This is a genomic window from Aeromonas sp. 159, from assembly GCF_963862045.1.
GTDB classification, from domain to species: domain Bacteria; phylum Pseudomonadota; class Gammaproteobacteria; order Enterobacterales; family Aeromonadaceae; genus Aeromonas; species Aeromonas veronii.
This window is the reverse complement of sequence record NZ_CAWLMI010000001.1, coordinates 19,801-31,624: the sequence shown is the minus strand read 5'-3', so window position 1 is coordinate 31,624 and position 11,824 is coordinate 19,801. Positions and strand designations below refer to the sequence as shown.

Annotated in this window: 11 protein-coding genes and 1 pseudogene; 6 read left to right on the top strand and 6 right to left on the bottom strand. The window is 59.3% G+C overall.

Annotation, left to right across the window (positions count from 1 at the left end; translation table 11 throughout):
• Positions 1 to 524: pseudogene (locus AACR14_RS00165) on the bottom strand (signal recognition particle-docking protein FtsY); the annotation flags it as partial.
• Between the two features lie 110 nt (positions 525 to 634).
• Between AACR14_RS00165 and rsmD the strand changes: the two are divergent.
• Both rsmD and AACR14_RS00155 read left to right on the top strand, forming a co-directional pair.
• Positions 635 to 1,264, top strand: coding sequence for a 16S rRNA (guanine(966)-N(2))-methyltransferase RsmD (gene rsmD, locus AACR14_RS00160; protein WP_005339991.1), 630 nt, complete (start codon positions 635 to 637; stop codon positions 1,262 to 1,264).
• Complete coding sequence (locus tag AACR14_RS00155; protein ID WP_019444692.1) at positions 1,248 to 1,559, top strand: DUF1145 domain-containing protein; 312 nt, start codon at positions 1,248 to 1,250, stop codon at positions 1,557 to 1,559. Before rsmD ends, AACR14_RS00155 begins: the two co-directional genes overlap by 17 nt.
• 855 nt (positions 1,560 to 2,414) lie before the next feature.
• Here the strand turns inward: AACR14_RS00155 and AACR14_RS00150 are convergent.
• The 5 genes from AACR14_RS00150 to AACR14_RS00130 form a co-directional block, all read right to left on the bottom strand.
• Positions 2,415 to 3,401 carry a helix-turn-helix transcriptional regulator gene (locus AACR14_RS00150; protein ID WP_005339987.1) on the bottom strand — a complete coding sequence of 329 codons (987 nt, stop codon included), beginning with the start codon at positions 3,399 to 3,401 and terminating at the stop codon, positions 2,415 to 2,417.
• A gap of 287 nt (positions 3,402 to 3,688) precedes the next feature.
• Complete coding sequence (locus AACR14_RS00145) at positions 3,689 to 4,075, bottom strand: SirB2 family protein (protein WP_019444691.1); 387 nt, start codon at positions 4,073 to 4,075, stop codon at positions 3,689 to 3,691.
• On the bottom strand, positions 4,072 to 5,928 hold the full coding sequence (locus AACR14_RS00140) for a monovalent cation:proton antiporter-2 (CPA2) family protein (RefSeq protein ID WP_019444690.1): 1,857 nt from the start codon (positions 5,926 to 5,928) through the stop codon (positions 4,072 to 4,074). The genes AACR14_RS00145 and AACR14_RS00140 overlap by 4 nt, the downstream gene beginning before the upstream one ends.
• 67 nt (positions 5,929 to 5,995) lie before the next feature.
• Positions 5,996 to 6,592, bottom strand: coding sequence for a glutathione-regulated potassium-efflux system oxidoreductase KefF (gene kefF / locus AACR14_RS00135; RefSeq protein ID WP_005339958.1), 597 nt, complete (start codon positions 6,590 to 6,592; stop codon positions 5,996 to 5,998).
• A gap of 101 nt (positions 6,593 to 6,693) precedes the next feature.
• Positions 6,694 to 7,536 carry a LysR family transcriptional regulator gene (locus AACR14_RS00130; protein ID WP_005339957.1) on the bottom strand — a complete coding sequence of 281 codons (843 nt, stop codon included), beginning with the start codon at positions 7,534 to 7,536 and terminating at the stop codon, positions 6,694 to 6,696.
• 142 nt (positions 7,537 to 7,678) lie between these two features.
• Here AACR14_RS00130 and AACR14_RS00125 point away from each other — a divergent pair, with 142 nt between their 5' ends.
• The 4 genes from AACR14_RS00125 to AACR14_RS00110 all read left to right on the top strand — a co-directional run bounded on the left by AACR14_RS00125 (position 7,679) and on the right by AACR14_RS00110 (position 11,679).
• On the top strand, positions 7,679 to 8,401 hold the full coding sequence (locus tag AACR14_RS00125) for an SDR family oxidoreductase (RefSeq protein WP_019444689.1): 723 nt from the start codon (positions 7,679 to 7,681) through the stop codon (positions 8,399 to 8,401).
• An 88-nt stretch (positions 8,402 to 8,489) separates the two neighbouring features.
• Positions 8,490 to 8,813, top strand: a complete 324-nt coding sequence (locus AACR14_RS00120) for a hypothetical protein (RefSeq protein WP_019444688.1) — start codon at positions 8,490 to 8,492, stop codon at positions 8,811 to 8,813.
• A 46-nt stretch (positions 8,814 to 8,859) separates the two neighbouring features.
• Positions 8,860 to 9,291: a DUF411 domain-containing protein gene (locus AACR14_RS00115; RefSeq protein WP_019444687.1), complete on the top strand. Its 432-nt coding sequence runs from the start codon at positions 8,860 to 8,862 to the stop codon at positions 9,289 to 9,291.
• 234 nt (positions 9,292 to 9,525) lie between these two features.
• Entirely contained in the window at positions 9,526 to 11,679 is a 2,154-nt protein-coding gene (locus tag AACR14_RS00110; RefSeq protein ID WP_019444686.1) for a S9 family peptidase, read from the top strand.
• Positions 11,680 to 11,824 lie beyond the last annotated feature (145 nt).

The window sequence follows — 11,824 nt, the reverse complement described above, 5'->3', positions numbered from 1 at the left end:
GCGCGAGCCTCGGCAGCAATACGAGCCTCCTCTGCAGCGCGAGCCTCGGCGGCGATACGAGCATCTTCCGCAACGCGGGCTTCGGCAGCAATGCGAGCCTCTTCCGCAGCGCGGGCTTCGGCAGCAATACGAGCCTCTTCGGCTGCCTTGACCTCAGCGGCTTGCGCCTCTGCGGCAGTGCGAGCGGCGTCAGCGGCACGCTCCTCTTCGGCGATCAGCGTTTCGTTGACGATCACCGGCTCCAGATCGGAGGCGCACTCCTCCACCACTAGCGGACCGTGATCGTCCAGCTCGGTCGGCAGGCAGCAATCATCTTGCAAAACGGAATTCTGTGCGCTGGCAGGCACTTCGGGGGCAACAGCCGGCGTACTATCGGAAACAGTGGTATCGGAAACGGGAGCGGGGGTAGCAGTGACCTCGGGCTCAACGGTAACGGGGGTGGCTTGGGGTGTCTGTGGTTGGACAGCCTCAGCCTCTTCTTTCTTGCGGCCGAAACCCAGCCAGGAAAACAAACCTTTTGCCATCTAAAAATACTCACATCAAAGGCTGACTGCTAAGATAGCCGTCCCTTGGCGGGTCGGCATAAAAATGAACCGCCTTATACTACCACTTTATTTTCTGACGATGAAACGCGATGCCCAGAGTGAAATCCAGCCGTAGCAACCCGAGCAAGAGTCCCGCCCCGCAAGGAAAATCGGGCTTTGTAAGAATCATCAGCGGCCAGTGGCGAGGCCGCAAATTGCCGGTCAAGGATGTGGAGGGGCTCAGACCCACCACGGATCGCGTCAAGGAGACCATCTTCAACTGGCTGGCCCCCCACATTCGTGGCACCCGCTGCCTGGATCTGTTTGCCGGTAGCGGCGGACTCGGACTGGAGGCGCTATCGCGCTATGCCGAGCAGGTGACCCTGATCGAGATGGACAAAGGGGCCGCTGACCAGATCAAGAAGAACCTGACCGCCCTCGGCAGCAGCCAGGGTCAGGTGATCCAGTCAGATGCAGTGAGCTGGCTGCAAGGCCCGGCCACGCCGTTTGATCTGGTGTTCCTCGATCCGCCGTTTCGCCGCGAGCTGCTGCCGCAAGTGTGCGAACTGCTGGAGCAGCGCGGCTGGCTGGCGCCGGACGCCCTCATCTATCTGGAGCGGGAAAAGGAAATGGCCGATCTGGCGCTACCCGCCAGCTGGCAACTACTCAAGGACAAACAAGCCGGTCAGGTCTGCTATCAACTCTATCTAAGGGAGGTAAACAATGAAGCGAGTCTTTAATCTGTTGGCGATGGGGCTGATATTGTTCTTCTGGTTTGGCGTGCTGATAAGCCTGATCGCCCCGCTGCCCGGCAAACTCAACGGCTTTCTGCCGGTCTGCGGCGTGATCGTCGCCCTGCTACATTGGCTGCAGGCCAGCATGATCAAGGCAGCTTGCAAACGCTACTTCGCGGTCACCAAGGCCGAATTTGTCACTGTGCTGATCTTTGGTGTGTTTGGCATGGTCGACATTCGTCAGCGCCTGCAAGAGATCGTCAACGCCGCCCAGCGCGGCAATCTCTCGGGCAAACCATAAAAGAAAAGGGGACGGCGGTAGCCGTCCCCTAGAGTCGTGTCGTCCTGTCCGTAGAACTGCAATGCTCCCTGCAATCCCTGACGTTATCCTAATCCTTTGGAATATCCCCTTTCCAATCCGTTGGCGTGTCCTGCGGCGTTCCTGGCCTGGCAATTCATCCTGAACTGCTTCACTGTCTCCATCCTGGAGGTGTCCATTACCACGTCCTGTGGGGTTCCTTGCGTCTTCCTGACAGATAACCATCCGGGTTATCTCACTTCATCCTGAAGTATTCCTCTCGCATCCGGCGAGGTCCTGTTCATCCTGAAGAACGAGGTTCCGTTCGTTCTGCTCCCATCCCGAGAGTGTCCTGCCGCATCCCGCGGTGTTCCTTTATTCATCCGTGACGATAATCATCCTGATTATCGAGCTCATCCTGAGGAGTCCCTTGTCCACATCCTGCGGACTATTCCATCTTTATGCGCTGTCCTGCATCCTGCCGGACCAGCTCCGTCCTTGTGAGACCCATACTAAGGAAATGCGCACCCCGAACAAGGGCCATCCGATGATAAAGATCCGATGCGGCTCCCATCTCAAAAAACGAACTTAAAAACTAACCCTTTAATATCAGTTAGTTATTTAGTTTCACGGGAAAGCTCGATCATTCTGGCATGGCTTCGCGTACGGCTCAAAGCGCCAGCCTCTTACAGTCGCTATGGCAGATCTCTTACACGGATTTCGCCCCCAAAAACGGGGCAGGAAAACGGTTCAATCCTGACGTTAAGACTTAAAAATTAGTTGAATAAATATGCTTAAAAAAACCGCAAAAAAAAGAGCCGAGGCCAGGCTCGACTCTTCAACATTCCAATTTTTTAATCAGCTCAAGCGGTTGGCCGGATTGAGATAGGCCTTGCGCAGCGATTCCGGTGCCAGCACCTCCAGTTCACCGCCGATGTTGTTCAACCAGCTGCGAAACTCCGGGGTGTCCTGCACCTCTGTCTCCACCACCACGCTACGCTTGTCATAGCGGGTCATGCGCGGATTGTTGCCGGGGATCTGGTTATCCACCAGCGACTGGCTGTTAGCATCGATCCGGCCGACGAAGCGGATCGGGCCGCTCACATCCTGATAGCCCTGATCGCGGATCAGCTTCTGGATGTTGAAATCCTTCGGCTGGGTGGCGCTGAAGTTGGTCAGCTCCACGTTCTTGATATGGTCAAACGGGATGCCGTAGACCTTGGGATCCAGCTCGGACAGAGTGCAGAGCAGGATCGGACCGTCCGGCTGATTGAGAATGCCGAGCGGGTTGATACGGTCGTAGCAGAGCCATACGGTGCGCTCTTTGATCACGCGCTGGATCTCGGCACTGAACTTGCGACCACGCCAGAGCGCATCGCGGATCAGGGTGCTGCGGCGGATCTCCGGGTTGCCGGCAAACGGACGCGGTGACTGGTGGACACTCTCCAGCCAGCGTTCGGCCAGTTCACTCTGGCTGTCGCGGATCACCTGGCTCGCCTTGTCGACCAGCGGGTTCAATTCAGTCAGTACACTCGCCGGCAACAGTTGGCTCGCCTGATCACTCCAGGTTTTCAGGGCCACCGCCAGCGAGAGCGGCATGATATTGGCAAAGTCGTTGAGGCCGTGGCGCTCGAAGCACCAGCCATGGGGTTTGCTGCGCTCGTCCGAGGTGAGGTCGAACAGTCCCATGCCGGACATCTCCTCCAGGTCCCGTTGCACGGTACGCAGACTGACGTGGATACCTTCCTCTTCCAGTTTTACCTGGAGTTGGCTGGCGGTCAGCTTGTAAGGGCGGTGCGGGATGCAACGCGCCAAGGTCAGTTGTCGTAACAGCTTCTTGCTCATGGTGCTTGCCTTCACTGGTTTAGCGTTGACTGTATGCTAGTCGTGACTTGCGACAGTCTATGTCGCAAGTTTTGCTGCGACAACTGTCGCCATTTTCATACAAAACACACTAAACAATTGATTTATAAAGACAATGCACTCAAAAAAGGAGCCGCTAGAGGCTAAAATTAGCCAAAAATCCCTCAAATGAAAGTTCTATCTTGCGATTTATTGTTAGCATAAAACTCCGATTAATTAATTCATCACAGAATATGATTTCAGGGGAGAGCATGACTCTCCCCTTTTGCTCACATCAGCCACGACCAGGCTGACTTGGTGATGGCCGCACCGACCATGTAGCCAAATACCGCCAGCGCTGCCACACCGGCCACCAGCTTCTGACCGCGGGCCGGGCGCTTGAGCGCCATGACACCCAGACCGATATAGAGTACCAGTGCCATCAGCTTGGCCATCAGCCAGGGTTGTTGACCCGGGCTCAACTGCAAGGCCACCGCCAGCAACACACCAAACAGCAGCAGGAAGGTATCGTTGATATGCGGCAGGATCTTCAGCCACTTCTGCTGCAACCGATCGCTGCCGACCAGCGCCAGACTCCAGCGATAGATAAAGAGCAGCAGACTGACCAGCGCCAGCGTCATATGCAGGTGTTTGAACATGGGGTAATAGGCAATCATTTTGCTTCCTTGTCGTCGTCGGGTAGCCCGCTATTCCAGTTGTGGGCATGGATACGCTCCTGCCCCTCCTCGTCGTCTTGCAACAGATCGGAGAGTATCTCCCGGTATTGCAGGCTCTTGTTGATATAAGTGTGTTCGTCATCCAGATAGTTGACCTGCTCGCGCAACAGCCAGTTATCGTGCTGCTTGAAGGTCTGCCCCGCCCGCCAGGCCTGGTTGGCCCTAAACCCAAGCTGGGTCAGGGCTTCCACCCCCAGATCGACCGCAGAGCCCAGGGTTTCCCGGTGAACGCTGTCGACCCCGTGGCGCAGGATCTCGTGGGCATGGGGTCGATCCAGCGCTCGCGCCAGGATCTTCAGGTGCGGGAAGTGCTTCTGCACCATCTCGATCACCGCCAGCGAGGTAGCCGGATCGTTGATGGAGAGCACCAGCAGCTTCGCCTTGTGCGCCCCTGCGGCATGGAGCAGGTCGATCCGGCTGGCATCGCCATAGAAGACCTGATAGCCGTACTTGCGCAGGGTCTCTATCTGGCTGGCATCCTGCTCGAGGATGGTGGTACCGATGCCGTGACCATGCAGCAGACGCCCCACGATCTGACCGAAGCGGCCGAAGCCCGCGATGATCACCGGATGCTCCACCAGCTCCGGCTGCTCATGCTGCGGCGCGTCGCTCTGGTTACGGTAATCGAACCAGGGCTGGATCACCCGATCATTGAGGATCAGCAGCAGCGGGGTGAGCGCCATGGAGAGCGCCACCACCAGCGTCAGCAGCGAGATGGTCTCACCGGGCAGCACCCGGTTCTGGGCGGCAAACGAAAAGAGCACGAAGGCAAACTCGCCCCCCTGCGCCAACGCCAGCGCGAAGGTCCAGCGCTGGCTCGGCGAAATGCGGATGATGAAGCCGAGCGCCATCAGTACCAGCCATTTAAGCACTATCAGGCCAACCACCAGCGTCGGGATGAGGAAAGGGTGTTCGGCAAACAGCCCGAAGTCGATCCCCGCCCCCACCGACATAAAGAACAGGCCGAGCAGCAAGCCCTTGAACGGCTCTATGTCGGCCTCCAGCTCATGGCGATATTCGCTGTCGGCCAGCACCACACCGGCGAGGAAAGAGCCGAGAGCGGGCGAAAGCCCCACCGACTCCATCAACACGGCGATAGCGATCACCAGCAGCAGGGCGGCGGCGACGAAGATCTCCCGCATGTGGGACTGGGCGATGGCACGAAACACCGGCCGCATCAGGTAGTGGCCACCCAGCACGATGCCTGAGATGGCCGCGACTACCAGCAGGCCGTGCTGCCACCCCGCCAGCTCGGAGCCACCATTGCTGGCGACCGGCGCCATGGCCAGCAGTGGCAACAGCGCCAGGATCGGAATGACCGCAATATCCTGAAACAGCAGCACCGCAAAGGCGGAGCGACCGCTCTCGCTCTGCATCAGCTTGCGCTCCTGCAGGCTCTGCAACACGATGGCGGTCGAGGAGAGCGCCAGAATCAGGCCGATGGCCAGCCCCTGTTGCAGCGGCAGACCGATCAGGTGCGCCACGCCGGTCAGTGCCGCCGTGGTGAGCAGCACCTGCAGGCCGCCGGTGCCGAGGATCGGCCCCTTCAGCTGCCACAAGAGGGCCGGACGCAATTCAAGACCGACCAGAAACAGCATCAGCACCACGCCAAACTCGGCGAAGTGCATCACATCCTTCTGCTCCCCCACCAGCCCCAGCAGAAAGGGGCCTATGATGATCCCCGCCAGCAGATAGCCGAGCACAGAACCGAGCCCCCAGCGCTTGGCCAGCGGCACCGCGATGACGGCGGCGGAGAGGTAGATAAAGGCATCAAACAGGATCCCGTGGCCCATCAGTCAGCCCTCCGTGTGAACATCAGGTCCGGCTCATGAGCTCGGCCAACAAACTGCCCATGTGTCATCAGAGCACCTCCAGCAAGTCGCGCAGATAAGGACGCCCGGCCAGCTGCTCCGGGGTCAGCTGATCGTCACGCAAGGCGCAAAGCAGCTGACGGTAGTCCTGCCCACAGCGGCGCAGGGCGGCGGGATCCTTGATCTTGTGAAAGGAGTGCAGCACAAAAGGCGGCAGCCAGTTCATGCCGCACAAGGTGGCAGCCTGCTGAAATGGCAGCAGAAAATCGAGCAGCGGTCGGCTGTTGTAACCCTCGCTGCAGTAGGACTCCGGCGCCCCGCCGGTGGTGATGGCGCTCAGCCACTGCTTGCCCTTGAGGGCGTGGGCTTCGGGGCCGTAGGCGTAGCCATACTCCAGCACCAGATCCATCCACTCCTTCATGATGGCCGGGCAGGAGTACCAGTAAAACGGGTGCTGAAAGACAATGATGTCATGCTCACAGAGCAGCGCCTGCTCCCGCTTCACATCGATAAACATGTCGGGATAGTGCTGATAGAGGTCGTGAACCGTGACCCCCTCCAGCCCCTCAATCGCCTGCAACAGCTGCTTGTTGGCCCGCGAGCTCTGCAGCGCGGGATGGGAAAAAATAACCAGAATGCGTTTCATGACCACATCACCCGAACAAAGCCTTGCGGAGCAAGGCGAGGTAAACAGAAAAGGGGAGTCTGGGGAGCTGCATCGTAAAGGTGCACAGGAGAGCGACCTTATCAGGAAGCGCCATAGCCTGCCAACTCGGGGATCAGCTCCCGCAGCGCCGGATTGAGGGTCTGGTGGGCGGGATAGCAGAGCCCAATCCGGCGAAACATCCGCGGCCCGCTCACGGGAAGGGTACAGAGCCCCGCCTCATCCTCCACCAGCCCGTCCGGCAGAAAACTGATGCCAACCCCCGCCAGCACCAGCGCCATCACCAACCCCTTGCTCTCGGCCTTGGCCACCAGATTGAGGGTAAGCCGGTCACAGGCCAGCAGGCCGATAGTCTGCTGATGGGCTTCGCAGGGCGGGCACTCAATAAAATCATAATGTTGCAGCTCGGCCAGCTCGATCCTTTCGCGACTGGCCAGGGGGTGATCGACCGGCACGCAGAGCACGTAATCCTCCTCCCACAGCGGCAGGAAGATCTCGTCCTCCCGACGCAAGGCATCCAGCGTCAAGCGGCAGTCGGCGGGCGTAGTGTAGTCGGAGAGGGTGAGATCCAGCTGCGGCAACACGCGCTGTACTTGCTGCAACAGCCCGGCCACCCGACGGCGACTCAAGTCCGGCATGATGGCGATATTGAGCCTCGCACGCGTCGCTTTCTGGCGAAACAGCTCCGGCAGACGGCGCGCCTCCTCCACCAGCTTGACCGCGTGAGGATAGAGATAGTGGGCCGGATCTTTCGCCACCACCCCCTTCTTGCCCCGGACAAACAGGCTGTCACCGAGCGCCTCTTCCAGCTGGCGCAGTCCCGCCGAGAGGGAGGGCTGGCTGACGTGGCAGCGCTCGGCCGCCGCCGTGATGTTCTTCTCTTCATAGATGGCGATGAAGAAACGCAGCAATCTCAAGTCCAGCATAAACCAACCATAGTTTTTTCAGATGATAACCAGCGGAAAACAATATTTATCACTTATAGATGCAGTGACTATAGTGATTGGGTTCCGTGCTGGCCAGCCACCTGTTTGCTCAAACCGACTCTTGAATCAGAAGGAAAGACCCATGTCCAAATCTCTCGTCGTGATCACCGGTGCCTCCGCCGGGATCGGTGCCGCCATCGCCCGTGCCTTCTCTGCCGCCGGTCATCCGCTGCTACTGCTGGCCCGCCGGGTCGAGCCGATGCAGGCGCTGAACCTGCCCGATACCCTCTGCATCGGGGTCGATGTGACCGACACCGCCGCCATGAAAGCCGCCGTCCAGCAGGCAGAAGCCCAATTCGGCCCGGTCGGCTGCATGGTCAACAACGCCGGTGTCATGCTGCTGGGTCAGGCCGATGTGCAGGATCCCGCCGAGTGGCAGCAGATGCTCAACATCAACGTGATGGGGGTGCTGAACGGCGTCCACGCAGTGCTGGCAGGCATGAAGGAGCGCCGCAGCGGTACCATCATCAACATCAGCTCCATCGCCGGTCGCAAGACCTTCCCGAACCATGCTGCCTACTGCGCCACCAAGTTCGCCGTGCACGCCCTGACCGAGAACATCCGGGAAGAGGTGGCCGATGTGGGCGTGCGGATGGTGACCATTGCCCCGGGTGCGGTCGAGACCGAGCTGCTCAGCCACACCACTGACGAGAGCATCAAGGCCGGTTACCACGACTGGAAAGATCAGATGGGTGGCGTCATTGCGCCGGAAGTGATCGCCGATGCCGTGCTCTACGCCTGGAACCAGCCTGCCAACGTTTGCGTGCGCGAGATCGTGCTGGCGGCGACCCGTCAGCAACCTTAATCCGGGCGGATTGACACCATGGGGAGGGCTTGACCCTCCCCCGGGGCACAGGGTTACCATGTGCCCCTTGTTATTTTCGAGTCATTCCATGGTTCTCACCCGTCGCCAACTCGCTCACGCCCGTCGCTGGCTCCCCTTGTGGAGTCTGGTGCTGGTGTTGATGTCGTTTGGCAGCCGGGCCGCAACCGACCTCTGTACCCTGACCACCCACTGCAGCCAGAGCGAGCGCACCCTGGAAAAAGCGATGCCCTGCGGCAGCTTTACCACCGCCCTCTCGATGACGCTGGTAGGCAGCGACTGCCTGACGGTCGCCGTGCTGGAACCGGATACCCCCGACTTCGCCTCCCCCTCTCTCTTTATGCCGGACGCTCCGCGCGAGCGGCTCGAACGTCCCCCACGCACCCAGACCTGAAACGCATCCCGTATCGGGCATCTTTTCTTTCAATCTGAGGTGAGTGATGTACAAACCCCTGTTACTGGCCATGCTGGCCGGTACCGTCAGCTTTTCGGCCCTCGCGGCCGAGAAGATGACCGTCTACAAATCCAAATATTGTGGCTGCTGCCAAAGCTGGAACGAGCATATGGAGCAGAATGGCTTCGAACTGGAAGTTATCGAAACCGAGCAGCTCGGCGCAGTGAAGCAGCAATACGGTATCGCGCCGGAACTGGCTTCTTGCCATACCGGTATCGTAAATGGCTATGTGATCGAGGGGCATATACCGGCCGCCGATGTACAAAAGCTGCTCAGGGAAAAACCGGCGATCCGTGGCCTGACTATTCCGGGCATGCCCCAGAGTGCGCCGGGCATGGATATTCCGGGCCATCCCTATGAGGTACTGAGTATCAGCAACGAGGGCGCGACCAACCGCTGGTCGAGCTACCCAGGCTGACGAAAACTGGCCATGAGAGGGCACTCCCATATCATGTGAGGCACACCTGAGCGGACTCTTGCCGCTCATGGCCAGAAAGAGGGCCGCTATCGCGAGATAGCGGCTTTTTTTGATTACATTTCCTGCAATAACAAGGGATTGCTTGCAACCACCGGCAACAAGGGGCAGATTTAACGCCAATTCATGGAGCCGATGCTCAGGTCTACCAACCCTTTCCAGCGCCAAGGATGCGACATGTTTACCTTTTCCCGAGGAGTTCTGCTGCTAGCCTTTCTGACAGTTCTCCCCCCCACTTATGCCAATGAAGAGCCCGCCATGCTGACAAGCGAACATCCAATCCAGCCGCCCGTGGCCGCCAAACATCCCCGCACCCTGAAAAAACACGGGGATACCCGCATCGACAACTACTACTGGCTGCGTGACGACGAGCGGCAAAAGCCCGAGGTGTTGGACTATCTCAAGGCCGAGAACGCCTATACCGAGGCCATGCTCAAGCCGACCCAACCCCTGCGCGAACAGCTTTACAAAGAGATGGTCGCCCGCATCCCCCAGCAGGATGAATCGGTGCCCTATGTGAAGAATGGCTACCGCTACCAGACCCGCTATGAGCCGGGCAAGGAGTACGGGATCTATTCGCGCACCAAGCTCGGTGAAGAGCAGGCGAGTCTGCTGCTCGACAGCAACCTGCGGGCTGAAGGGCACGAGTTCTATGCCCTCGGCGCCCTTGAAGTGAGCCGCAACAACCGCTGGCTGGCGGTGGCGGAAGATTTCCTCTCCCGTCGTCAGTACCAGATCCAGTTCCTCGACCTGGAGAGCGGCCAGTGGGCCATCGACAAACTGGAAAATACCTCCGGCAATCTGGTGTGGGCCAACGACAACAAGACCGTCTTCTATGTGCGCAAGCACCCGCAGACCCTACTGCCCTATCAGGTCTATCGCCACACGCTCGGGACGGATCCGGCCACGGACAAGCTGGTCTATGAAGAGAAGGATGACTCCTTCTACATCAGCCTCTACGCCACCACCTCGGAAGATTTCATCGTCATCGCCCTCTCCAGCACCACCACCGGCGAAGCGCGGCTGATCGATGCCAACCAGCCGGAGCACGCCCCCCGCCTGTTCCTGCCCCGTCAGGTGGATCACGAATACAGCCTGGATCACTACCGCGGCCGCTTCTATGTGCGCTCCAACAAGGATGGCAAGAACTTCGGCCTCTACGAGACCAAGGAGAGCCCGGTCGATCGCTGGAAGGCGGTGATCGCCCCCAATCCGGACGTGCTGCTGGAGAGCTACGCCCTGTTCAAGGATTGGCTGGTACTGGAGGAGCGCAACAAGGGGCTGACCCGACTGCGCCAGATCAACTGGCAGAGCGGTGACGAGAAGGAGATCGCCTTCGACGATCCCGCCTATGTCACTTGGCTCGCCTACAACCCGGAGCCGGATACCAGCGCCCTGCGCTATGGCTACTCCTCCATGACTACCCCCGCCTCCACCTATGAGCTGGATATGGCGAGCGGCAAGCGCACCCTGCTCAAGCAGCAGCCGGTGGCAGGCTTCAAGGCCGACCAGTACGCCAGCGAGCGGCTCTGGGTGACCGCCCGCGACGGCGTATCGGTGCCGGTGTCGCTGGTCTATCGCAAGGACAAGTTCAAGAAAGAGCAGGCCGATGCGCCCAAGAATCCGTTGCTGGTCTATGGCTACGGCTCCTACGGCGCCAGCATGGATCCCGACTTCAGCAGCTCGCGCCTGAGCCTGCTCGATCGCGGCTTCGTCTACGCCATCGCCCATATCCGGGGTGGTGAAGAGCTGGGCCGTCACTGGTACGAAGATGGCAAACTGCTGAAAAAGCAGAACACCTTCAATGACTTCATCGATGTCACCAAGGCGTTGGTGGAGCAAGGCTACGGTGCCAGGGATCAGGTCTACGCCATGGGCGGCAGCGCCGGCGGCCTGCTGATGGGGGCAGTCATCAATCAGGCGCCCGAACTCTATCGCGGCGTGGTGGCGCAGGTGCCGTTCGTCGATGTGGTCACCACCATGCTGGACGAGTCGATCCCCCTCACCACCGGGGAGTATGACGAGTGGGGCAACCCGAACCAGAAGCGCTACTACGACTACATGAAGAGCTACAGCCCCTACGATCAGGTGAAGGCGCAAGCCTACCCCAACCTGCTGGTCACCACCGGGCTGCACGACTCGCAAGTGCAGTATTGGGAGCCCGCCAAGTGGGTCGCCAAGCTGCGCGATCTGAAAACGGATGATAACAAGTTGTTACTGAACACCGACATGGACGCCGGCCACGGCGGCAAGTCGGGCCGCTTCAAAGCCTACGAGGATATCGCGCTGGAATACGCCTTTCTCCTGGATCTGGCCACCCCGGCCAACTGATCTCTCATGACTCCGGCCCTTGTCATTCAAGGGCCGCATAAGAATCCTCTCGTAGTTTTTCCCTCTTCCATTTCCCTCCATATCAAATTAATCTTCGGCAAGAAAATGAATGATCGAGGTCATGTTTCTCAAGATTTAACTCCGC